Source organism: Janthinobacterium tructae, assembly GCF_006517255.1.
Classification (GTDB): Bacteria; Pseudomonadota; Gammaproteobacteria; order Burkholderiales; family Burkholderiaceae_D; genus Janthinobacterium; species Janthinobacterium tructae.
The window spans coordinates 5780107-5803001 of the sequence record NZ_CP041185.1 but is presented as its reverse complement, the minus strand read 5'-3'; the positions used below and the strand labels follow the sequence as shown (position 1 = coordinate 5803001).

Genomic DNA, 22895 nt, shown 5'->3' with positions numbered 1-22895 from the left:
CTGGAACGCACTGGTCCGCGATTTTACCCCCCTGCAGCTCCCGTATCCGCCCCCGTTTTGCTGTCCCCGTGGCAAAATGCTACAGTGCAATTTAGTCGAAACTTCCCGCTTCCGGAGCCACCATGTTCAAAGACCTGAGTATCAAGAATAAACTGTACCTGGGCTTCGGCTCCATCGTGGCCATCATCCTGATACTGCTGGGCGTCGCCTACAACAGTTTTTCGCGCCTGTCGGAGGCCAATGCATGGGACCGACATACGATGGACGTGCTGGTCGAGATCGACAAGATTCACAATTCCGTCCTGCAAATCCAGGTGGAAGTACGCGGTTTCATCCTGACTGGCAACGAAGCCTCGCTGAACCCGGAAACGGACGAGATGGCGGTGCTGAGCCAGCACACGCAAAAAGCCATCGCCATGACGGTCGACAACAAGCAGCAGTCGGAACGCTTCCGCAAGATCGACCAGCTGACCAGCGTCTGGATCAAGGAATGGATCAATCCGCTGATCGAGAAGCGCCGCGCGCTGGGCAATGCCCCGGGCGCGACGGAATCGGTGGCGCGCAGCATGCCGCCGACCGGCTACCCGGCCGTCGCGCAAGCGAACAAGCTGCTCGACGAAGTCGCAGCAGAGGAAAGCCGCTTGCTGGCAGAGCGCACGGCCAACACGGAAAAATTGCAGGAAACCATGCTGCTGACCCTGGCCCTGGGCGGCCTGCTGTGCGTGGTGCTGGCGCTGGGCATTTCCTACCTGCTGGGCCGTTCCATCCTCGGTCCGCTGAACAACCTGACGGATGCCGTCGGACGCATCGCCGGCGGCGAGCAGAACGCGCGCGCCGCCATCCTCTCGCGCGACGAGCTGGGCAAGGTGACGGAAGAATTCAACCGCATGGCGCAAACCATCCAGGATAACCAGGCCAATGAACTGGCGGCCACGAATAGCTTGCGCGCCAAGGTCGACTCCTTGCTGCAAGTGGTGTCGAAGGCGGCCTCGGGCGACCTGACGGGCAAGGTTGACATCACGGGCAGCGACGCCATCGGCCAGCTGGGCAACGGCCTGGCGAAGATGTTCGAAAACCTGCGCAGCCTGCTCAACAATGTGCAAAAGGCTGGCATCCAGGTCACGACGTCGGCCACGGAAATCGCCGCCTCGGCACGCCAGCAGGAAGCCACGGGTATTGAGCAAGCGCAAACCAGCGTGGAAATTCTCAGCACCACCAAGGAAATCTCGGCCAATACGAGCCAGTTGCTCAAAACCATGGAAGACGCCACGGCCGTGGCCGACTACACGACGAATGCCACGGCCGAAGCGCAAAACAACCTCAAGCGCATGGATTCGACCATGCAGCACATGGTCTCGGCCACCGACTCCATCAATGCCAAGCTGGCCGCCCTGTCGGAAAAGGCCAGCAATATCAATAGCGTGCTGATCACCATCACCAAGGTGGCCGACCAGACCAATATCCTCTCGCTGAACGCCGCCATCGAGGCAGAAAAGGCGGGCGAAGCGGGCCGCGGCTTCTCCGTGGTGGCCACGGAAATTCGCCGCCTGGCCGACCAGACCTCTGTTTCCACCTGGGATATCGAGCAAATGCTCAAGGAAATGCAGTCAGCCGTGTCGGCCAGCGTGATGGGCATGGATAAATTTTCCGAGGAAATTCGCCGCAGCGTGGGCGAAGTGCGGCAAGTGGCCGAGCAGCTGTCGTCCGTGATGGACCAGGTGCAAAAGCTCACACCGCAATTTGATGCCGTGCTGCAAGGCATGCAGTCGCAAGCGATAGGCGCATCGCAGATTTCCGACACCATGATGCAGCTCAACGACGCCACCCAGCAAACGGTGGAATCCTTGAAAGCCACCAGCGAAGCGGTGCACCAGCTGCAATATGCGGCGGGCGACCTGCAGTCGAGCGTGTCGTCCTTCGCCGTCACCATCTGATCCCATGAAAGTACTGCTCTTTCACATCGGACGCGACCGCTATGGCCTGCCCCTGGCCGGCATCGTGCGCGTGCTGCCGCTGCTGGAGCTGAAACAGTTGCCGCTCACGCCAGACTATGTGGCCGGCCTGATGGACTTGCACGGCATGCCCGTGCCCGTGATCGATCTGTCGCGCCTGGCCGGGCTGCCGGCCGCCGCCGCGCAGTTCGACACGCGCATCGTCATCGTCGACTACCGCGCAGCTGGCGGCGCCACGCATGCGCTGGGCTTGATGGCCTCGCAGGTGCGCGGCATCGCCGACATCGACCCGCAACAGCTTGAAGACAGCGGCGTGGCCACGGCGCCGTTCCTGGGCCAGGTGGCCAGCGACGCCGACGGCATCGTGCAGCTGGTCGAACTGGCACACCTGCTGCCGCCCGACGTGCGTGCGCTGCTGTTTCAAGACGCGAGCGCGCAATGACGGCACAAGCCCTGCTGCGCCGCGCGACCGGCCTGTCCGTCTCCAAAGTCGTGGCCGAGCGGGCCGTCCGCCAGCGCATGGAGCAAACGGGTTTTGGCGATAGTGCCGCCTACCTGCAGGCGCTCACGCCGGCCGAAATGACGCAGCTGATCGAACTGGTGGTGGTGCCCGAATCGTGGCTGTTCCGCGACCCGCAGGCGTTCTACGCCACCGTCGAACTGGTGCAGGAACGCTGGGCGCGCGGGCGTGCCACGCGCATCCTGTCGATTCCGTGCGCGGGCGGCGAAGAACCGTATTCGATGGCCATGGCGCTGCGCGACGGCGGCGTGCCGAAACAGGCCTTCAGCATCGACGCGTATGACCTCAGTCCCGGCTGCATCGAACGGGCGCAGGCCGGCGTGTATGGCCGCAACGCCTTCCGCGCCCAGGACGTGGCCTTCCGCGAGCGTTATTTCACGCACGTGGCCGATGACGCCTACCGCATCATCGACGCCCTGCGCGAACAGGTGACCTTCAGGCAGGGCAACCTGCTGCAGTTCGATACTGCCACCTGCAGCCGCCACTACGACGTCATCTTCTGCCGCAACCTGCTGATTTATTTCGACAAGCCGACCACGCGCGCCGCCATCGCCAACCTGTCCGCCCTGCTGGCCGACGACGGCATGCTGCTGGCCGGCTATGCGGAAGTGCCGTCGTTCTGCCAGAACGGCTTTGCGCCGCTGCAGTTCCGCCAGGCCTTCGCACTGAAAAAGGAAGCCACGCCACCAGCCGCCGTGATCCAGGTGGCCGCCTTGCCGCCGCCGACGCGCGCGCTGCGCAGCGTGCCGCCCGCGCCACGGCCCGCGCCGGCCCGCGCCGTCCCGGCGCCGGCGGCACGTCCGCGCCCCGTGCCGGTGCAGGCGCCGCAGCCACCGGAAGACCTGCTGGCCGAAGCGCGCCGGCTGGCCGACCGTGGCCAGTTGCGCGAGGCGGGCGAAAAATGCCACGCCCACCTGGCCCGCGTGCCAGAGGCGGCCGAAGCGTATTTCATGCTGGGCATGATCAATGAACTGGCCGGCAAGATGGACCTGGCCGACGACTACTGGCGCCGCTGCATCTATTTGCAGCCGGATCATTACGAAGCGCTGTGCCACCTGTCCCTGCTGGCCGAACGCAATGGCAACCACACCGCCGCCGCTACCCTGAAGGCGCGCGCGGCGCGCATCTACCAGCGCCGCCAGGCGTCCAACTAAGGGGCAAGCATGACCAACCTCATCGCCACAGAGTCCTCCGCCAGCATCGACGACTGCTGGAACCATATCGGCGTGGTCGGCGACCAGAGCTGCCCCAGGCTGCCAGCCAATGTACATTGCCGCAACTGCGACGTGTATGCGGGCGCCGCCCAGCGCAATCTGCAACGGCCCGTGGATGAGCACTACCAGCGCGACTGGGCCAGCCACTTTCGCCAGATCGATGCGGGCGGCGAAGTGCGCGACAGCTCGGTGCTGGTGTTTCGCATCGGCCGCGAATGGCTGGCGCTGCCCACGCGCGTGTTCGACTCCGTGGCGCCGCAAGCGAAACCGCACGTGCTGCCGCACCGCAGCGGGCGCGGCCTGTCTGGCATCGTCAATATCGGCGGCAAGCTGTATCCGTGCATGTCGCTGGCCAGTTTGCTGGGCATCGACGAACAGGGTGCGCCGCCGGCCCGCGGCCGCCACACCTTTGCGCGCCTGCTGCTGATGCGCTGGGAAGAGCAAGCCTACGCCCTGCCCGTGGCCGACCTGCACGGCATCGTGCGCTACGCCTCAAGCAGCGTGCAAACGCCTGCGGCCACCATCAACAAGGGCCTGTCGCGCTTCCTGTCTGGTGTCATCACCGAGGGCGACATGCGCATCGGCTGCCTGGACACGGCGCTGATCGGCTTTCAACTTGCGAGACTATTACGATGAGCCAGGACCAGCACGGCGACCTGAGTGCCTTTTCCATGCTGGACCTGTTCCGCATGGAGGCGGACAGCCAGACCCAGATTCTCACCGATGGCTTGCTGGCCATGGAGCGCCATGCGGGCGACGCGGCCGCCGTCGAATCGATGATGCGCGCGGCGCACTCGATCAAGGGCGCGGCCGCCATCGTCGGCCTGCAAGTGGTGGTGCAACTGGCGCACGGCATGGAAGACAGCTTTGTCGCCGCCCAGCATGGCCGCTTGAAACTCACGCCGGAGCGGGTCGACGTGCTGCTGTCGGGTGTCGACCTGATCGTGCAGCTGTCACGCCTGGACGATGCGGGCGCCGAAGCGTGGCTGGCCGCCAACGCGACGCAGATCGACCAGACCCTGAACGCCATCGCCGGCATCGCCGAGCTGCCGGAATTGCCGGCCCTGCCCTCGGCGCCTTCGCCCGTGCCGTCGCCCCCCGCCGAACTGCAAGCGACAGTGGCCGGCGGCCTGGCGGGCGAAGAAGTGGAGTCGGCGGCCGCCAACGCGCCGCGTACCGGTGCGCCAGCCAAGGCCCAGGCGCAGAATTTCGACAAATTGCTGTCGCTGGCCAGCGAATCGCGCATCAATGCGCACCAGATGCACCCGTTCGTCGGCGCCCTGCAGCGCTTCAAGCGCAACCAGAGCAGCCTGTTTTCGGCCATCGAACAGCTGCACGTCGCCATTGCCCGCTCAGGCGATCCGGACCTGATGGAAAAGTCCCTGCTGGCGCTGCACAAGACGCAGCCCCTGAAGCAGTTCATGCTCGAACACATCGCCGACATCGAAACCTATGAGCGGCGCCTGCTGGCCGTCTCGCAGGGCATGGTCGACGAAGTACTGGCCCTGCGCATGCGCCCTTTCCGCGACGGCATCCACGCGTTCCCGCGCATGGTGCGCGACCTGGCGCGCAGCCTGGGCAAGGAAGTGCAGCTGGAGATCGACGGCGAAGACACGCTGGTCGACCGCGACATCCTGGCGAAGATCGAAAGCCCGCTCAACCACATGCTGAGGAATGCCATCGACCATGGCATGGAAGGCCCGTACGAGCGCATCGACGCGGGCAAGACAGCAATGGGCACGATACGCATGGAAGCGCGCCACCGCGCCGGCATGCTGAGCATCGAGATCAGCGACGACGGGCGCGGCGTCGACCTGGAAAAAATCCGCCAGTCCGTCATCGAGCGCAAGATGGCCAGCCCCGCCATGGCCGCCGCGCTGTCGCCGGGCGAGCTGCTGGAATTTTTGTTCCTGCCCGCCTTCAGCCTGAAAGCGACGGCCAACCAGTTGTCCGGACGCGGCGTGGGCCTCGATATCGTGCACGAGACGATACGCCAGCAAAACGGCACGGTGCGCCTGGAATCGGAGCCGGGCCGGGGTTTTCGCGCGCTGATTACCCTGCCGCTGACGCAGTCGATCGTGCGCGCGCTGGTGATCGACATCCAGGGCGAGGCCTACGCCATCCCCATCGTCAAGGTGGAAAGCGTGGTGCGCGTGCCGCAAGCGGCCATCCATACCTTGGAAAACAAGCAGTTCTTTGAACTCAAGGGCGAGCATCTGGGCCTGGTGTCGGCGGCGCAGGTGCTGGAGCTGGGCGAAACGCCCAGCAGCGCCGACGATTTGCCGGTGGTGGTGATCGGGCGCGGCAAGCAGAGCTATGCGCTGGTGGTCGACGCCATCCGCGGCGAACAAAGCCTGGCGGTGCAGGCCATCGATCCGATCTTCGGCAAGATGCGCGACATTTCCGCCGCCGCCCTGCTCGACGACGGCGAGCCGGTGCTGATCCTCGACGTGCCCGATTTGCTGCTGTCGATCGACAAACTGCTGCACGAGGGCGGCCTGCGCCAGCTGGCGCAGGCCGGCCACGCGCAGCAGCGCCGCGCCAAGCGCATCCTCGTCGTCGACGATTCGCTGACGGTGCGCGAAATGGAGCGCAAGCTGCTGCTGGCGCGCGGCTTCGAGGTCGACGTGGCCATCGACGGCATCGACGGCTGGAACGTGGTGCGCAGCGGCGAGTACGACCTGGTGATCACCGATGTGGACATGCCGCGCATGGATGGCATCGAGCTGGTCTCGCTGATCAAGAAGGACCTGCACCTGCACAAGCTGCCGGTGATGATCGTCTCGTACAAGGACCGCCCGGAAGACCGCGCGCGCGGCCTGTCCGCCGGCGCCGATTATTATCTGACCAAAGGCAGCTTCCACGACGAGACCTTGCTCGACGCAGTGGCCGACCTGATAGGAGATGCCAGCTTATGAGTCGTACTTCATGAAAATTGCCATTGTCAACGATGTCGCCATGGCCGCCGAGGCCCTGCGCCGGGTGGTGGCCAGCACGCAGGAGCACCAGGTGCTGTGGATTGCCCGCACGGGGCTCGAGGCCGTGCGCATGTGCGAGGGCAACCGTCCCGACCTGATCCTGATGGACCTGAACATGCCGGAGATGGATGGCGTGGAAGCGACGCGCCTGATCATGGAGCAAAGCCCGTGCGCCATCCTGGTGGTCACGGGACGCCCGCAGGACAATGTCAACCAGGTGTTCCGCGCGCTGGGCGCCGGTGCGCTCGACGTCACGGCCACGCCCGTGCTGCAGGGAGAAGTGGGCGGCGACAGCGAATTGCTGGCCAAGATCAAGACCATCGGCAAGCTGATACGCCACAGCGCCGAAGCGCCACCGCCACGCCAGGTGCAAGCCAAGGGCGAGCGCGGCGATGGCCAGGTCAGCACGCTGGTGGCCATCGGCGCCTCGACGGGCGGGCCGTCAGCGGTAGCCAAGGTGCTGTCCGGCTGGACGGCGCCGCCCGGCTGCGCCATCGTGGTGGTGCAACATATCGATGAAACCTTCGCCTCGCACTTCGCCAAATGGCTGGACGATCAATTGGACATGCCGGTGCGCGTGATCGCCGAGGGCGACGAACTGGTGGCCGGCAGCGTGCTGGTCGCCAAGACCAATGATCACTTGCTGCTAGATCAAAATTATCGTTTGGGTTACGATGCGGCACCACGCGACTATGTTTACCGTCCTTCCGTCGATGTCTTCTTTCATTGCGTGGCACAGCACTGGCGCGGCGATGCCATCGGCGTGCTGCTCACAGGCATGGGCCGCGATGGCGGCGATGGCTTGCTGGCCATGCGCCGCGCGGGCAAGACGACGATAGCGCAAGACCAGGCCAGCAGTGCCGTGTATGGCATGCCGCGCGCGGCAGCCGAACTCGATGCAGCGCAGCAAATCCTGCCATTGGATAGAATAGGCGCCAGCCTGCGCAACCGCCTGGGCGCGAAACTCAACAATGGGTGGGAGTCCTCCCCTAACATCTGAAAAGAATGCAATGCCAGAATTTTCCTCCAGTTTCACCCTGCATGAGCCCGCATTGACCGAATTCAAGGTCAGCGTGCTGCTGGTGGACGACCAGTTGATCATTGCTGAGGCAATCCGGCGCATGCTGAGCGACCAGCAGGATATCGAGTTCCATTACGTGACCGACGCCACGCAGGCGCTGGACACGGCGCTGCGCTTGCAACCGACTGTCATCCTGCAAGACCTGGTGCTGCCGGGCATCGACGGCTTCGCGCTGATCCAGCTGTACCGCGAAAACGCGGCGCTGGCGCATGTGCCGGTGATCGTGCTGTCAGCCAAGGATGACCCGAAACTGAAGGCCCACAGCTTTGCCGTCGGCGCCAATGATTACGTGGTGAAACTGCCGGACCGCCTGGAATTGCTGGCGCGCATACGCTACCATTCCAATGCGCACATCAGCCGCCTGCAGCGCGACCAGGCATTTCGTTTCCTGCGCGAAAGCCAAAAAAACCTGGCCGATGCGAATATTGAATTACAGAAGCTCGCCGCCCTCGATGGCTTGACGGGCATCGCCAATCGCCGCCGCTTCGATGAAACCTTGCAATTTGAATGGCAGCGGGGCCAGCGCGACAAGACGCCGCTGAGCCTGCTGTTCTGCGATATCGACCATTTTAAAAGCTATAACGATCACTTTGGCCACCTGGCGGGCGATCTGGGCCTGAAAAAAGTCGCCGCCGTGCTGACGGAACATCTGAAACGCCCGGCCGACCTGGCAGCCCGCTATGGCGGCGAGGAATTCGCCCTGATCCTGCCTGAAACGCAGGCCGCAGGGGCCTTGCTGATCGCCGAAGCGTGCCGGCGTCACCTGGAGGGCTTGCAGATCGAGAACCCGGCGGCAAGCACGGGCATCGTCACCATCTCGATCGGCGTGGCCACCATCGTGCCGTCCCCGGACTCGACGGTCGAGCAACTGATCAACCGCGCCGACCAGGCCCTGTACGCGGCCAAGCGCGGCGGACGCAACAGCGTGTTGAGCGCCGATGACGTCGAAGACTGATTTTTAACTGAAGGAAAGTGAAGCATGAGCACACAACTGGACAATGTCAGCGTCGTCAAAAAGTCGAATATCTACTTTGACGGCAAGTGCGTCTCGCACAATGTCATCCTGGCCGATGGCACGAAGAAAAGCGTGGGCGTGATTTTCCCGTCATCGCTGCGCTTCAACACGGGCGCGCCGGAAACGATGGAAATCGTCGGGGGCCTGTGCAAGGTACGCCTGGCCGACGCGACAGAATGGAACAGCTATGCCGCGGGCCAGGAATTCAAGGTGCCGGGCAATAGCCATTTTGATATTGAAACCGTCGAAACTGTCGACTACGTCTGCCATTTTGCCTGATTAAACAAACACAGGCTCGGGCGACAGGCGCACGCCATATTTCGCCTCTACATCATCCTGTATCGCTGCCGCCAGCCGGGTAATGTCCGCGCCACGAGCGCCGCCATTATTCACCAGAACCAGTGCCTGCTTGGGATACACTCCCGCGGGCCCCAGGTTTTTTCCCTTCCAGCCACACTGATCGATCAGCCAGCCGGCCGCCAGTTTTTCCGTGCCATCGGCTTGCGCATGGTGCACCAAGGTGGGAAAACGTTCCAACAAGGCAAGACACTGCTCGCGTGACACCACGGGATTCTTGAAGAAACTGCCCGCATTGCCAATCACGGCCGGGTCGGGCAATTTACGCCGGCGTATCGCCATCACCGTGTCGGCCACCTGTTGCGGCGTCGGTTCGGCAAGATTGCGCTCGGCCACGGCCTGTGCCAGTTCCGCATAGCGCAAGTTCGGCTGCCACTCGGCAGGCAGGGCAAACGTCACTTCCAGCACGATCAGCTCGCGCCCGTCCGCCTGCTTGAAGATGCTGTCGCGGTAAGCGAAACGGCAAGCGTCGCGGTCCATGTCGAAGACGATGCCGCTGGCGCTGTGCATGACGCTCACGCTATGCAGATAATCCTTGATTTCAACGCCATACGCGCCAATATTCTGGATAGGGGCCGCGCCCACGGTACCGGGGATCAGCGACAGGTTTTCCAGCCCGCCCACGCCTTGCGCCAGGGTCCACTGCACGAAGTCGTGCCAGTTTTCGCCGGCGGCGGCCGTCACGAGTATCGTCTCGAAATCCGCCTGCGCCAGGCGCATGCCGCGCGTGGCCATGTGCAGCACGGCGCCGGGAAAGTCGCCCGTCAGGACGATGTTGCTGCCGCCGCCCAGTATCAGGCGCGGCATGGCGGACAAGGCGGGATCTTGCAGCGCGGCCTGCAATTGGGCTTGCGAAGTGATGCGTACGTAGGCGGCCGCATTGGCCGTGATGCCGAAGGTATTCAGGCGCTGGAGGGAGTAATTGTGTTCGATGGTGAGCTCTGGATGCATGGGATAGGGGAATTTTGCTCGATTATAGAGCGAAAGCGACAAAAAACCACCTCAGGACAAGGGCGACTTGCCCGTTGTCCGTTAAAATGTCGCATCTTTAACAGGGCCGTCCCATGGCGCAGAATCAGCCGCCAAGGCCCAGTGCGCCGAGCGCGCGCTCGCTTTAACAAGAAAAGGAACAGACCATGCCATCATTTGATGTAGTCTCCGAAGCCGATATGATCGAAGTCAAGAATGCCGTCGAGCAATCCAACAAGGAAATCACGACCCGCTTCGACTTCAAGGGCAGCGACGCCCGCGTCGAACACAAGGAAAACGAATTGACCGCGTTTGCGGACTCGGAATTCCAGCTCAGCCAGGTGCGCGACGTTCTGACGAACAAGTTGACCAAACGCAAGGTCGATGTGCGCTTCCTCGACGAAGGCGACATCAAGAAGATCGGCGGCGACAAGGTCAAGCAGATCATCAAGATCAAGAATGGCATCGAATCGGATGATGCCAAGAAAATCGTGCGCGTCATCAAGGACAGCAAGATGAAGGTACAAGCGAGCATCCAGGGTGAAGCCGTGCGCGTCACGGGCGCCAAGCGCGACGACCTGCAGGCGGCCATGACCATGCTGCGCAAGGACGTGCCCGACATGCCGCTGGAATTTAACAATTTCCGCGATTAATTTCGATGCGGCGGGCGATCCGGCCCGCGCTTGCACCAGCATGCTGGCAAGCTGTCCCGGAGAGCCTGCCCGCTTGGGGTAGAATTGAAGCTGCGCACAGCTACATGCGCCCGCGCGCCCGACCGGCAGCGGGCTTGACCGTACATCTGGCTCAGTGATAACCACGGTAGTCTAAGGATAGCAATGAAACGTGTTGATGATTTCCGCCTGCGATTTGGCAAAAAAGAATATGTGCCCATCATGATAGGCGGAATGGGTGTGGATATTTCCACGTCGGAGCTGGCCCTGGAAGCGGCCCGGCTGAACGGTATCGGGCATATCTCCGATGCCATGGTGGAAGATGTGTCGGATCGCCGTTTCGACACCACCTTCGTCAAAGACAAGACGAAACTGTACAAGTTCAACATCAATAATAGCGACAAAGCCGTGGTGCAGTTCGACCTGGGCCGCCTGGCCGAAGCGCAACGCCTGCATATCGGCCGCACCATGGAAGCGAAAAAAGGCGATGGCTTGATCTTCGTCAATTGCATGGAAAAGCTGACCATGAATGGCCCCCGCGAAACCTTGCGCGTGCGCCTGAATGCGGCGCTGGACGCAGGCATCGACGGCATCACCCTGTCGGCCGGCCTGCATTTCGGTTCGTTCGCCCTGATGGCCGACCATCCGCGCTTCCGCGATGCCAAGCTGGGCATCATCGTCTCGTCCGTGCGCGCCCTGCAGATTTTCCTGCGCAAGAACGCCAAGCTGGACCGGCTGCCCGACTTCATCATCGTCGAGGGACCATTGGCCGGCGGCCACCTGGGTTTCGGCATGGACTGGGCCAATTACGACCTGCACACAATTACCGCGGAACTGCTGGCCTATCTGAAAACGGAACAGCTGGACATCCCGCTGATCGCCGCTGGCGGCATCTTCACGGGCAGCGATGCCGTCTCCTTCCTGGAAGCAGGCGCAGCTGGCGTGCAAGTGGCGACGCGCTTCACCGTCACCGAGGAATGCGGCTTGCCAAACAAGGTCAAGCAGGAATACTACAAAGCCTCGGAAGAAGACATCATCGTCAACGGCGTCTCGCCGACGGGCTACCCGATGCGCATGCTGAAAAACACGCCCGCCATCGGCGCCGGCATCCGTCCAGGCTGCGAATCGTATGGCTACCTGCTCGACGCGACGGGCAATTGCGCGTACATCAACTCATACAACCGCGAAGTGGCGGCCCATCCGGAACAAAAAACCGTCGTCGTGATGGACAAGACCTGCCTGTGCACCCACATGCGCAACTTCAACTGCTGGACCTGCGGCCATTACACGTATCGCCTGAAGGACACCACGCACAAGCTCGACAACGGCGAATACCAGATCCTGACGGCCGAACACGTCTTCAAGGATTACCAGTTCAGCGTCGACAACCAGATCGCCCTGCCGGAAAAAGCAGTCCAAGGCTGAATATTCTCAGCCTGAAATAAAAATGGCGCAGCCTGCGAAGGCTGCGCCATTTTTTATACGGGAAGCATGTCTCGCAATGCCCGCTCGATCACGTCGAACTGTGGCCGCCGCAGCACGCCTTCCTGCAGGCAGGCATCCATCATGGCCTGCAGACCGGGCAAGCGCGTCGCGCAATGCGCGATCAACTCGCCCAGCAGCACGCCAAAGGCGCGCGCCTCTATACCCTGCAGCAAGTCCCCTTGCGGCGAACCGGGCGCAAACATGGACGCCGCGCCAAAATCGCCCAGCAGGCAGGCTCCGGCGTGCGCATGCAGGATATTGTGGCCATACAAGTCACCATGCACGATGCCGCGCGCATGCAACTGGCACACGGCCGAGGCGATGCCATGGGCAATGGCCAGCGCTTGCGGCGCATCCAAGCGCACGCCATCGGCATACACATCGCGCGTACATGACGCCAGGCTGGGCGGACCGGCCAGGTTACGGAAGGCAGCATCGATGAGCGGCATGACCAGGCCCATCGCCTGTTGCGGATGCCCATCGAGCGTCCCAAGGATGGGAATCAGGCCCGCGTGCGTACCCGCACCGACACAGGCGGCCATTTCGCTGCGTGGCAAGCCGTCGCTGGTCATCGCCCCCTTGAATACTTTGACGGCGACATCATCACGCCCATCGAGGCGGGCACGGTATATCACGCCCGATGCGCCCTCGCCCAGCTGCTGCGCCACTGCCAGGCGGGACCAGGCCACAACCGCCGTACCGGCATCGGTCAGGGCCACCAGTTCGCGCACTTCCGTGAACGGGTTGCCCGCGTACGCAAGCCAGCTCAGGCACGGCAAAGACAGCAGGCAATCGGGCAGCGCCGTGAAACGGTTGGCGGCAATGCGCACCAGTTCCAATTGGCGGCAATTGGCCAGGGAGGCGGGCAAGCTGGCCAGACAATTTCCCGCCAGCATGAGTTTCTGCAATGCACCGCACTTGCCCAGCTCATCCGGCAAGACTTCGATGGCATTGTCGGTCAGGGTCAGCCAGCGCAGCCTGGGCGGCAAGGCTGCGGCTGGCACATGGTCGATCCGGTTCGCCTTGAAACCGATCATTTCCAGCGCAGGACAGGAACCGAGCACGGCCGGCAAGGTGGTGAACAGATTATCCGAGCAAAAAATGATGCGCAGCTTGTGCAGGCGCGGCAAATCGTCAGGCAGGGAGGACAGCGCATTGCCCGACAAATCAAGGATTTCCAGGCTGTCGGCCAGGTCGAATATCTCACGGGGGAAGTCGCTCAAGCCGCAGGACAGCGTCAGGCGGCGCACGCCGGCCAGTTGGCCAGTGTGTAATTGTTCCAGTGTATGCACAGCAGACAAGATATCCCTTTCAACAACCCGGCAAGCGCTGGCATAGCTCAATCCAGCGGACGTAAAAAAACCCCCACCGGATCACCGATGGGGGTTTTTTCGAATAACAAGCCTGACGATAACCTACTTTCACACTGGTTGCAGCACTATCATCGGCGCAAAGTTGTTTCACGGTCCTGTTCGGGATGGGAAGGGGTGGGACCAACTTGCTATGGTCATCAGGCATAACTTGTACTGGCATTTGTCCTCGATGGAGCGACAAAGCCTGAATCTGGAAGAAGCAAAGATTGGGGTAATGAATAGTAGTATCAACAAACACGCAACGTTGTACCGTCTTATCCTCTGTACCTGCTAAGGTTATAGGGACAAGCCGTACGGGCAATTAGTACTGGTTAGCTTAATGCATTACTGCACTTCCACACCCAGCCTATCAACGTCCTGGTCTCGAACGACCCTTCAAAGAGCTCAAGGCTCTGGGAAATCTCATCTCAAGGCAAGTTTCCCGCTTAGATGCTTTCAGCGGTTATCTCTTCCGTATTTAGCTACCCGGCAATGCCACTGGCGTGACAACCGGTACACCAGAGATACGTCCACTCCGGTCCTCTCGTACTAGGAGCAGCCCCCTTCAAATTTCCAACGCCCACGGCAGATAGGGACCAAACTGTCTCACGACGTTTTAAACCCAGCTCACGTACCACTTTAAATGGCGAACAGCCATACCCTTGGGACCGGCTACAGCCCCAGGATGTGATGAGCCGACATCGAGGTGCCAAACTCCCCGTCGATATGAACTCTTGGGAGGAATCAGCCTGTTATCCCCAGAGTACCTTTTATCCGTTGAGCGATGGCCCTTCCATACAGAACCACCGGATCACTATGTCCTACTTTCGTACCTGCTCGACTTGTCAGTCTCGCAGTTAAGCACGCTTATGCCATTGCACTATCAACACGATGTCCGACCGTATCTAGCGTACCTTCGAACTCCTCCGTTACACTTTAGGAGGAGACCGCCCCAGTCAAACTGCCTACCATGCACTGTCCCCGATCCGGATAACGGACCAAGGTTAGAACCTCAAACAAACCAGGGTGGTATTTCAAGGTTGGCTCCACGAGAACTAGCGTCCCCGCTTCAAAGCCTCCCACCTATCCTACACAGATTGGTTCAAAGTCCAATGCAAAGCTACAGTAAAGGTTCATGGGGTCTTTCCGTCTAGCCGCGGGTAGATTGCATCATCACAAACATTTCAACTTCGCTGAGTCTCGGGAGGAGACAGTGTGGCCATCGTTACGCCATTCGTGCAGGTCGGAACTTACCCGACAAGGAATTTCGCTACCTTAGGACCGTTATAGTTACGGCCGCCGTTTACTGGGACTTCAATCAAGAGCTTGCACCCCATCATTTAATCTTCCAGCACCGGGCAGGCGTCACACCCTATACGTCCACTTTCGTGTTTGCAGAGTGCTGTGTTTTTATTAAACAGTCGCAGCCACCAGTTTATTGCAACCCTTTCACCCTCATGGAGTAAACCAATCAAGCTACTGGGGCGTACCTTTTCCCGAAGTTACGGTACCAATTTGCCGAGTTCCTTCTCCCGAGTTCTCTCAAGCGCCTTAGAATACTCATCTCGCCCACCTGTGTCGGTTTGCGGTACGGTCTCGTATGACTGAAGCTTAGAGGCTTTTCTTGGAACCACTTCCGATTGCTTCGTGAACAAGTTCACTCGTCTCAACCCCTTGAATTACGCACCCGGATTTGCCTAAGTGCCTTCTATGAGCCAAAAACCAACTATTCCAACAGTTGGACAACCTTCCGCGATCCGTCCCCCCATCGCATCATACGACGGTGCAGGAATATTAACCTGCTTCCCATCAGCTACGCATCTCTGCCTCGCCTTAGGGGCCGACTCACCCTGCTCCGATGAACGTTGAACAGGAAACCTTGGGCTTACGGCGTGGAGGCTTTTCACCCCCATTATCGCTACTCATGTCAGCATTCGCACTTCTGATACCTCCAGCATCCTTTACAAGACACCTTCGCAGGCTTACAGAACGCTCTCCTACCATATCCAATAAAGGATATCCGCAGCTTCGGTGACTGGCTTAGCCCCGTTACATCTTCCGCGCAGGACGACTCGATCAGTGAGCTATTACGCTTTCTTTAAATGATGGCTGCTTCTAAGCCAACATCCTGACTGTTTTAGCCTTCCCACTTCGTTTTCCACTTAGCCAATCTTTGGGACCTTAGCTGGCGGTCTGGGTTGTTTCCCTCTTGACGCCGGACGTTAGCACCCGACGTCTGTCTCCCAAGCTCGCACTCATCGGTATTCGGAGTTTGCAATGGTTTGGTAAGTCGCAATGACCCCCTAGCCATAACAGTGCTCTACCCCCGATGGTGATACTTGAGGCACTACCTAAATAGTTTTCGGAGAGAACCAGCTATTTCCAAGTTTGTTTAGCCTTTCACCCCTACCCACAGCTCATCCCCTAATTTTTCAACATTAGTGGGTTCGGACCTCCAGGGCGTGTTACCGCACCTTCATCCTGGCCATGAGTAGATCACTTGGTTTCGGGTCTACACCCAGCGACTGATCGCCCTATTCGGACTCGATTTCTCTACGGCTTCCCTATGCGGTTAACCTTGCCACTGAATGTAAGTCGCTGACCCATTATACAAAAGGTACGCAGTCACGGAACAAGTCCGCTCCTACTGTTTGTATGCACACGGTTTCAGGATCTATTTCACTCCCCTTCCGGGGTTCTTTTCGCCTTTCCCTCACGGTACTGGTTCACTATCGGTCGATTACGAGTATTTAGCCTTGGAGGATGGTCCCCCCATATTCAGACAGGATGTCACGTGTCCCGCCCTACTTGTCGTACGCTTAGTACCACCGGTCCGATTTCACATACGGGGCTATCACCCACTATGGCTCCTATTTCCAGAGGATTCTGTTATCGGTCCGACTATCACGTACAGGCTCTTCCCATTTCGCTCGCCGCTACTTTGGGAATCTCGGTTGATTTCTTTTCCTGCAGCTACTTAGATGTTTCAGTTCGCCGCGTTCGCCTTGCATACCTATGTATTCAGTATGCAATACCCTAAAAGGGTGGGTTGCCCCATTCGGAAATCTGCGGATCAAAGTGTGTTTGCTCACTCCCCGCAGCTTATCGCAAGCTACTACGTCCTTCATCGCCTGTAATCGCCAAGGCATCCACCATGTGCACTTATTCGCTTGTCCCTATAACGTTAGCCTCTCATCATTTGCATGATGAAAGAGCGCTACAGGGATAAGAAAGTACAACGTTGTTGCTTGTTTGTTGATACATACAATCATTACCCATCGATTTGCGTTTTACGGCAAACCGATCAATAAATAATCTTTACTTCTTCCAGATTGTTAAAGAACATACAGCACTTGATCTCGAAAAGACCAAACCTAAATCCCGGTGCACTATCGGCACTGATTTACGTTTGAACTTTTGGTGGAGGATGACGGGATCGAACCGACGACCCCCTGCTTGCAAAGCAGGTGCTCTCCCAGCTGAGCTAATCCCCCTAGGGTATTTCCAGACTACAGAAACTGGTAGGGCTGGTTGGACTCGAACCAACGACCCCCGCGTTATCAACACGGTGCTCTAACCAGCTGAGCTACAGCCCCAAATGCTGTTCTTTATATTAACAGCCGATAAGTGTGAACATTTGATGCGTGAATCATTACTGATTCGTGCAAACTCTAGAAAGGAGGTGATCCAGCCGCACCTTCCGATACGGCTACCTTGTTACGACTTCACCCCAGTCACGAATCCTACCGTGGTAAGCGCCCTCCTTGCGGTTAAGCTACCTACTTCTGGTAAAACCCGCTCCCATGGTGTGACGGGCGGTGTGTACAAGACCCGGGAACGTATTCACCGCGACATGCTGATCCGCGATTACTAGCGATTCCAACTTCATGCAGTCGAGTTGCAGACTACAATCCGGACTACGATACACTTTCTGCGATTAGCTCCCCCTCGCGGGTTGGCGGCGCTCTGTATGTACCATTGTATGACGTGTGAAGCCCTACCCATAAGGGCCATGAGGACTTGACGTCATCCCCACCTTCCTCCGGTTTGTCACCGGCAGTCTCATTAGAGTGCCCTTTCGTAGCAACTAATGACAAGGGTTGCGCTCGTTGCGGGACTTAACCCAACATCTCACGACACGAGCTGACGACAGCCATGCAGCACCTGTGTACTGGTTCTCTTTCGAGCACTCCCTGATCTCTCAAGGATTCCAGCCATGTCAAGGGTAGGTAAGGTTTTTCGCGTTGCATCGAATTAATCCACATCATCCACCGCTTGTGCGGGTCCCCGTCAATTCCTTTGAGTTTTAATCTTGCGACCGTACTCCCCAGGCGGTCTACTTCACGCGTTAGCTGCGTTACCAAGTCAATTAAGACCCGACAACTAGTAGACATCGTTTAGGGCGTGGACTACCAGGGTATCTAATCCTGTTTGCTCCCCACGCTTTCGTGCATGAGCGTCAATCTTGACCCAGGGGCTGCCTTCGCCATCGGTGTTCCTCCACATATCTACGCATTTCACTGCTACACGTGGAATTCTACCCCCCTCTGCCAGATTCTAGCCTTGCAGTCTCCAATGCAATTCCCAGGTTGAGCCCGGGGATTTCACATCAGACTTACAAAACCGCCTGCGCACGCTTTACGCCCAGTAATTCCGATTAACGCTTGCACCCTACGTATTACCGCGGCTGCTGGCACGTAGTTAGCCGGTGCTTATTCTTCAGGTACCGTCATTAGCAAAAGATATTAGCTTTCACCGTTTCTTCCCTGACAAAAGAGCTTTACAACCCGAAGGCCTTCTTCACTCACGCGGCATTGCTGGATCAGGCTTTCGCCCATTGTCCAAAATTCCCCACTGCTGCCTCCCGTAGGAGTCTGGACCGTGTCTCAGTTCCAGTGTGGCTGGTCGTCCTCTCAGACCAGCTACTGATCGATGCCTTGGTAGGCTTTTACCCTACCAACTAGCTAATCAGATATCGGCCGCTCCACGAGCATGAGGTCTTGCGATCCCCCACTTTCATCCTTAGATCGTATGCGGTATTAGCGTAACTTTCGCTACGTTATCCCCCACTCTAGGGTACGTTCCGATATATTACTCACCCGTTCGCCACTCGCCACCAGAGCAAGCTCCGTGCTGCCGTTCGACTTGCATGTGTAAGGCATGCCGCCAGCGTTCAATCTGAGCCAGGATCAAACTCTTCAGTTTAATCTCTGTTACTTTGCCATTTTATTGGCACCGTCTTGCGACGGGTCGCTCACTCAAAAAACTGACAGGCCACTACTTGCGTAGCGCCTATTTCATTATTTCTTGTGAACATTTGATATTTTAAGTTAGACGCCAATCCGAAGATTGACGCTGCACTTACATCAAATGCCCACACTTATCGACTGTTAATTGTTAAAGAACTGTATTCGGTACTGCTTATTTGCTACTTTCGCGCTATCGACAAAGCGTTGTGTTTGTCAGCTGCGAAGAAGGAAGAGTATGAAGCTTTTTCAGCATTTCGTCAACCTTCTTTTTTACCCACTTAACTCAGCATTTGCATGCATCGTTCAGCGAGGGGGCGAATTATAGCCTTGGGCTGCGCGTCCCGCAAGGGCTATTTTGATGCCGCAGCCTCCCCTCACCGCCCAGCAAGCCTTGCCTTCACTTCAAGCGCCTTTTTGTGCAGCCTGTCGCAATCGACTGGCGCACTTCGTGGTCTTTAGGCACAGTGGCAACATCAGACTCTGACGCTACTCAACAAGGGGTTAAACTTGCCCGCTGCGTCGATTAACTCTTGTACTTGAAAGTGCCACCATGCTTCCGATTTCCAGCTTGCCCCAATTATTGAAAACCATCCTCGCTTGGGTGCAACGGGCATTCGACGCGACGACAACCTGGGTTACCCAACTATCTTGGTGGAAATTTTTCCTGTTCGCGGCGCTGGCCCTGATCGCCGGCTCCATTTTGCAAGATGAGCTGTTCTCGTCCAGCCCGGACGAAGAAGTGGTCATCAAGTCGCATAAACGCAGCAGCAAGGGCACGGGCGAAACCAATATCCTGATCGACGATACCGGCATTCATTTCAATCCCCGCAACAGCAAGAACCGGCGCAGCAGCGCGGCCGACGCGGCCAGCGATCCGGCCGATGCCGCCGAGGCGGACGCCCAAGCCAGTACCGTACCGCCAGAGCCGCCTCAACCACCGGCCGCCCCCGCCAAACCCAGCTATCCAGTAACCACCAATGCCTCGGGGGAAGAAGTCCATATTGAACTGCCACCACAAATCGGCGAAGAGCTGTCAAATGCCATCGAAGAAGCGGTCGATGATGCTGCGGAACAAAAAGTGTCGCGTTACCACCAGCAAGCGTCCACCTGGTTCAAGAGTTTTGTATCCTTGCTGGTGCTGGCCCTGTTCGCCATGAAAGCCCTGGTTGGCGGCAAAAAACGCGCCGAAGCGGAAACTGTCACGGCGAATGAGGCGGCCGAACGCGAATCCATGCAGCGCCAGCTCAGCGAAGCGAAGATGCAGATGATGCAGGCACAAGTCGAGCCGCACTTCCTGTTCAACACACTCGCCTCGGTCGAACACTTGATCCAGGTCGATCCACCGCGCGCGGCCAAGATGCAGCGCAGCCTGATCCAGTATCTGCGCGCGGTGTTGCCGCAAATGCGCGACAACGCCCTGATTACCAACCTGGGCCGCGAAGCGGACATGGTGCAAGCGTACTTGAACCTGCTGAAAATGCGCATGGAAGAACGCCTGACCGTCGATTTCCAGATTCCCGATGGCCTGCGCAGCGCCGCATTCCCCCCCATGATGCTGCAATCGATGGTGGAAAATGCCATCAAGCACGGGCTGGAAGTCAAGCCGGAAGGCGGCACCCTGCGCATCGTGGCCGAAGTGGCGCACAGCAAGCTGCGCGTTATCGTCACCGATGACGGCCTGGGCTTTGGCGTGGTGCCCAGCGATGGCACGGGCCTGGGTTTGCCCACCATCCGCGAACGCCTGAAGCTGCTGCATGGCGACCAGGGCAGCCTGACCATCACGCCCAACCAGCCCAGCGGTGTATGCGCCGTGATCGAAGTGCCATATCAGCTGTCTAAATAAGACAGTTGATAAAAACGCTAAATCATTGAATAATCAATCTTCGCCTGTTCACACTTGAGACCTATGCCTACCGCTATTATTGCCGACGACGAAAGACTGATGCGCGACCAGCTGCGCCTGCGCCTGGGCCAGGCCTGGCCCGAATTGGAAATCATTGGCGAAGCCAAGAATGGCGACGAAGCGATCGAACTGGTGGAGCAACTCAAGCCCGACTTTGCCTTCCTCGATATCCGCATGCCGGGCAAGACGGGCATGGAGGCGGCGCAAGTGATTGGCAGCAAGACGCATATCGTCTTTGTCACGGCCTACGATACCCACGCCGTCGAAGCCTTCGAGCGGGGCGCCGTCGATTATGTGCTCAAGCCGCCCGAGCATGAGCGCTTGCTGGTGACGGTGGAGCGCCTGAAAACGCACTTGAACAAGCCTGCGCTGGACGTCAACAGCAGCGTGACGGCCATGCTGTCGCAGCTGGCGGAGAAAATCACGGCCAAGCCCACCTATTTGCAATGGATACAGGCCAGCATCGGTCAGGACTTGCGCATGATCCCCGTGGAAGAGATTTTATTTTTCCGTTCGGACGAGAAATACACCTGCGTGCAAACCGCCAAGTACGAGGCACTGATCCGCAAGCCCGTGCGCGATCTGGCAGAAGAGCTCGATCCTGCGCTGTTCTGGCAAATCCACCGCGCTACCCTGGTCAACGTGAATGCCATCGAAGGCGTGACGCGCGACATCCGCGGCCGCCACCTGGTACTCATCAAAGGCAAATCCGACAAGCTCGAAGTGAGCCGTAGCTTCTTGCACCTGTTCAAGCAAATGTAAGTCGCTCGCTGCCGCCCGGCCCATGCCGGCGCGGCGCCTTGATCTCTTCCTCCCCCCTTCCTGCGCCACATCAAGCCGCGCCGCCCCAGCAGGCATAGGCTACATAAAGTCCCGTCCATCATTCCTGCCCTGCATTCGTTCACGTTCGCAAGGAGAAGCCCATATGCCAGACCGAGGCAGTCCCACACTGCTGCGCATCCTGCCGCTGGGCATGGCGGCGGCGCTATTGCTGTGCTTGTTTCCTCCGCTGAAAGCCCGCCGGCAACAGCAGGCGCGCGGGCAAGCCATCATCGACAGCGCCAGCGACGCCATCATCAGTATCGATAGCGCGCAATTCATTCTGCATGCGAACGCGGCGGCAGCCAGATTGTTCGACGACACGCCGGCCGGCATGCGCGGCAGGCACCTGGGCCACTACATCCTGCGCGACTTGCGCAGCCTGGGCAGGCACGAGGGCGATCCACCGTTTGGCGACATCAGCCAGGAGCTGCGCCTGACGGGCCGGCGCGCCACCGACTACACCCTGACGGGACGGCGCAGCGATGGCGCCATGTTTCCCCTCGAAGGCTCGCTCTCGGCCATGCAAGAAGACGGCCATAGTGTGTTTACCATCATCGTGCGCGATATCAGCGCGCGCCAGCAGATGCATGAACAGCTGGCCCGCTCCTTTTCGCAATTGCGTGAATTGTCGAGCGCTCTGCAATCGATCCGCGAAGAGGAACGCAAGCATATCGCGCGCGAACTGCATGACGACCTGGGGCAATTGCTGGCCACCCTGCGCGGCGACCTGACCCTGGTGCGCCAGCACTCGGACACCACCGGGTCCCTGCAAGCGTTGCTGCAAAGCATGGATGGCTTGCTGGTGACGGCCATCACTTCGCTGCGGCGCATCGCCAGCAACCTGCGCCCACGCGCGCTCGATGAAGGAGGCTTGTATTTCGCGCTGCAAAAATTGCGCCACGACTTTCTGTTGCGCCGCGCCATCCATTTTGACTTGCTGGCCGACGAGGCCGACCTCGTGCTCGACGACGCGCGCAGCACGGCCATTTACCGCATCGTGCAAGAAGCGCTGACGAATATCGCGCGCCATGCCGAGGCCAGCCACATCACCATCGCCCTGCACCGCATCGATTCCTCGCTGGCGATCACCATTCAGGATGACGGCCGCGGCATTGCCGAACATGACCTGGAAAAAGCTGCGGCCTTGGGACTGCTGGGCATGCGCGAGCGGGTGTGGGGCTTGAACGGCAGCATCCATATCGGCGCCGATAACGAACTGGGCGGCACACGCATCGACATCTCGCTGCCCATGCATGCCGGGGCGGCAGAAGCCGCAACGCAATAAAAAAGGCGCCCGCAGGCGCCTCCACTCCATCACATCGAATGA

General features: G+C 59.3%; 15 protein-coding genes, 2 tRNA genes and 3 rRNA genes. 13 read left to right on the top strand and 7 right to left on the bottom strand.

Going from position 1 to position 22895, the window contains the following annotated elements; all coding sequences use genetic code 11:
- Positions 1-122 precede the first annotated feature (122 nt).
- From FJQ89_RS25535 to ppnP, 8 genes are read left to right on the top strand one after another with little or no spacing between them, the layout of a single operon-like run.
- Positions 123-1934: a methyl-accepting chemotaxis protein gene (locus tag FJQ89_RS25535; protein WP_141172212.1), complete on the top strand. Its 1812-nt coding sequence runs from the start codon at positions 123-125 to the stop codon at positions 1932-1934.
- Between the two features lie 4 nt (positions 1935-1938).
- On the top strand, positions 1939-2394 hold the full coding sequence (locus FJQ89_RS25530; RefSeq protein ID WP_141172211.1) for a chemotaxis protein CheW: 456 nt from the start codon (positions 1939-1941) through the stop codon (positions 2392-2394).
- Positions 2391-3626, top strand: a complete 1236-nt coding sequence (locus FJQ89_RS25525) for a CheR family methyltransferase (RefSeq protein ID WP_141172210.1) — start codon at positions 2391-2393, stop codon at positions 3624-3626. Before FJQ89_RS25530 ends, FJQ89_RS25525 begins: the two co-directional genes overlap by 4 nt.
- A 9-nt stretch (positions 3627-3635) precedes the next feature.
- On the top strand, positions 3636-4322 hold the full coding sequence (locus tag FJQ89_RS25520; protein WP_141172209.1) for a chemotaxis protein CheW: 687 nt from the start codon (positions 3636-3638) through the stop codon (positions 4320-4322).
- On the top strand, positions 4319-6604 hold the full coding sequence (locus FJQ89_RS25515) for a hybrid sensor histidine kinase/response regulator (RefSeq protein ID WP_141172208.1): 2286 nt from the start codon (positions 4319-4321) through the stop codon (positions 6602-6604). The genes FJQ89_RS25520 and FJQ89_RS25515 overlap by 4 nt, the downstream gene beginning before the upstream one ends.
- Before the next feature lie 10 nt (positions 6605-6614).
- Complete coding sequence (cheB, locus tag FJQ89_RS25510) at positions 6615-7664, top strand: chemotaxis-specific protein-glutamate methyltransferase CheB (RefSeq protein WP_141172207.1); 1050 nt, start codon at positions 6615-6617, stop codon at positions 7662-7664.
- Between the two features lie 10 nt (positions 7665-7674).
- Positions 7675-8700: a diguanylate cyclase gene (locus FJQ89_RS25505; protein WP_141172206.1), complete on the top strand. Its 1026-nt coding sequence runs from the start codon at positions 7675-7677 to the stop codon at positions 8698-8700.
- Positions 8701-8724: 24 nt separating this feature from the next.
- Positions 8725-9039, top strand: coding sequence for a pyrimidine/purine nucleoside phosphorylase (gene ppnP, locus FJQ89_RS25500; RefSeq protein ID WP_141172205.1), 315 nt, complete (start codon positions 8725-8727; stop codon positions 9037-9039).
- Here ppnP and murB read toward each other — a convergent pair whose 3' ends face one another.
- Positions 9040-10068: a UDP-N-acetylmuramate dehydrogenase gene (gene murB / locus FJQ89_RS25495; protein WP_141172204.1), complete on the bottom strand. Its 1029-nt coding sequence runs from the start codon at positions 10066-10068 to the stop codon at positions 9040-9042. It lies immediately after the preceding gene.
- Positions 10069-10253: 185 nt separating this feature from the next.
- Between murB and FJQ89_RS25490 the strand changes: the two genes are divergently transcribed.
- Positions 10254-10739 (top strand): YajQ family cyclic di-GMP-binding protein, encoded by a 486-nt coding sequence (locus tag FJQ89_RS25490; RefSeq protein WP_010396032.1) that lies wholly within the window; start codon positions 10254-10256, stop codon positions 10737-10739.
- A 183-nt stretch (positions 10740-10922) separates the two neighbouring features.
- Positions 10923-12182 (top strand): nitronate monooxygenase, encoded by a 1260-nt coding sequence (locus FJQ89_RS25485; RefSeq protein ID WP_100876084.1) that lies wholly within the window; start codon positions 10923-10925, stop codon positions 12180-12182.
- 53 nt (positions 12183-12235) lie between these two features.
- Here FJQ89_RS25485 and FJQ89_RS25480 read toward each other — a convergent pair whose 3' ends face one another.
- The 6 genes from FJQ89_RS25480 to FJQ89_RS25455 all read right to left on the bottom strand — a co-directional run bounded on the left by FJQ89_RS25480 (position 12236) and on the right by FJQ89_RS25455 (position 18799).
- Positions 12236-13534, bottom strand: coding sequence for a leucine-rich repeat-containing protein kinase family protein (locus FJQ89_RS25480; RefSeq protein WP_141172989.1), 1299 nt, complete (start codon positions 13532-13534; stop codon positions 12236-12238).
- Between the two features lie 110 nt (positions 13535-13644).
- Positions 13645-13757, bottom strand: a 5S ribosomal RNA gene (rrf, locus tag FJQ89_RS25475).
- 138 nt (positions 13758-13895) lie between these two features.
- Positions 13896-16770, bottom strand: a 23S ribosomal RNA gene (locus FJQ89_RS25470).
- Between the two features lie 242 nt (positions 16771-17012).
- Positions 17013-17088: transfer RNA gene (locus FJQ89_RS25465), tRNA-Ala, on the bottom strand.
- A gap of 25 nt (positions 17089-17113) precedes the next feature.
- Positions 17114-17190: transfer RNA gene (locus tag FJQ89_RS25460), tRNA-Ile, on the bottom strand.
- A gap of 79 nt (positions 17191-17269) precedes the next feature.
- Positions 17270-18799: ribosomal RNA gene (locus tag FJQ89_RS25455) — 16S ribosomal RNA — on the bottom strand.
- The 16S, 23S and 5S rRNA genes sit together here with 2 tRNA genes alongside, the layout of an rRNA operon.
- A 594-nt stretch (positions 18800-19393) precedes the next feature.
- Between FJQ89_RS25455 and FJQ89_RS25450 the strand changes: the two genes are divergently transcribed.
- The 3 genes from FJQ89_RS25450 (at position 19394) to FJQ89_RS25440 (ending at position 22853) form a co-directional block, all read left to right on the top strand.
- Positions 19394-20686, top strand: coding sequence for a sensor histidine kinase (locus FJQ89_RS25450; RefSeq protein WP_141172203.1), 1293 nt, complete (start codon positions 19394-19396; stop codon positions 20684-20686).
- Positions 20687-20749: 63 nt separating this feature from the next.
- Positions 20750-21508 (top strand): LytR/AlgR family response regulator transcription factor, encoded by a 759-nt coding sequence (locus FJQ89_RS25445; RefSeq protein WP_096234411.1) that lies wholly within the window; start codon positions 20750-20752, stop codon positions 21506-21508.
- 163 nt (positions 21509-21671) lie between these two features.
- Complete coding sequence (locus FJQ89_RS25440; RefSeq protein ID WP_141172202.1) at positions 21672-22853, top strand: PAS domain-containing sensor histidine kinase; 1182 nt, start codon at positions 21672-21674, stop codon at positions 22851-22853.
- Positions 22854-22895: the final 42 nt, after the last annotated feature.

Bases quoted from the DNA above. Each gene is read 5' to 3' on its own strand.
- FJQ89_RS25445 (WP_096234411.1), top strand. From the start codon at position 20,750: ATGCCTACCGCTATTATTGCCGACGACGAAAGACTGATGCGCGACCAG.
- FJQ89_RS25535 (WP_141172212.1), top strand. From the start codon at position 123: ATGTTCAAAGACCTGAGTATCAAGAATAAACTGTACCTGGGCTTCGGC.
- FJQ89_RS25520 (WP_141172209.1), top strand. From the start codon at position 3,636: ATGACCAACCTCATCGCCACAGAGTCCTCCGCCAGCATCGACGACTGC.
- FJQ89_RS25440 (WP_141172202.1), top strand. From the start codon at position 21,672: ATGCCAGACCGAGGCAGTCCCACACTGCTGCGCATCCTGCCGCTGGGC.
- FJQ89_RS25525 (WP_141172210.1), top strand. From the start codon at position 2,391: ATGACGGCACAAGCCCTGCTGCGCCGCGCGACCGGCCTGTCCGTCTCC.
- FJQ89_RS25505 (WP_141172206.1), top strand. From the start codon at position 7,675: ATGCCAGAATTTTCCTCCAGTTTCACCCTGCATGAGCCCGCATTGACC.
- ppnP (WP_141172205.1), top strand. From the start codon at position 8,725: ATGAGCACACAACTGGACAATGTCAGCGTCGTCAAAAAGTCGAATATC.
- FJQ89_RS25515 (WP_141172208.1), top strand. From the start codon at position 4,319: ATGAGCCAGGACCAGCACGGCGACCTGAGTGCCTTTTCCATGCTGGAC.
- FJQ89_RS25485 (WP_100876084.1), top strand. From the start codon at position 10,923: ATGAAACGTGTTGATGATTTCCGCCTGCGATTTGGCAAAAAAGAATAT.
- cheB (WP_141172207.1), top strand. From the start codon at position 6,615: ATGAAAATTGCCATTGTCAACGATGTCGCCATGGCCGCCGAGGCCCTG.
- FJQ89_RS25450 (WP_141172203.1), top strand. From the start codon at position 19,394: ATGCTTCCGATTTCCAGCTTGCCCCAATTATTGAAAACCATCCTCGCT.
- FJQ89_RS25530 (WP_141172211.1), top strand. From the start codon at position 1,939: ATGAAAGTACTGCTCTTTCACATCGGACGCGACCGCTATGGCCTGCCC.
- murB (WP_141172204.1), bottom strand. From the start codon at position 10,068: ATGCATCCAGAGCTCACCATCGAACACAATTACTCCCTCCAGCGCCTG.
- FJQ89_RS25490 (WP_010396032.1), top strand. From the start codon at position 10,254: ATGCCATCATTTGATGTAGTCTCCGAAGCCGATATGATCGAAGTCAAG.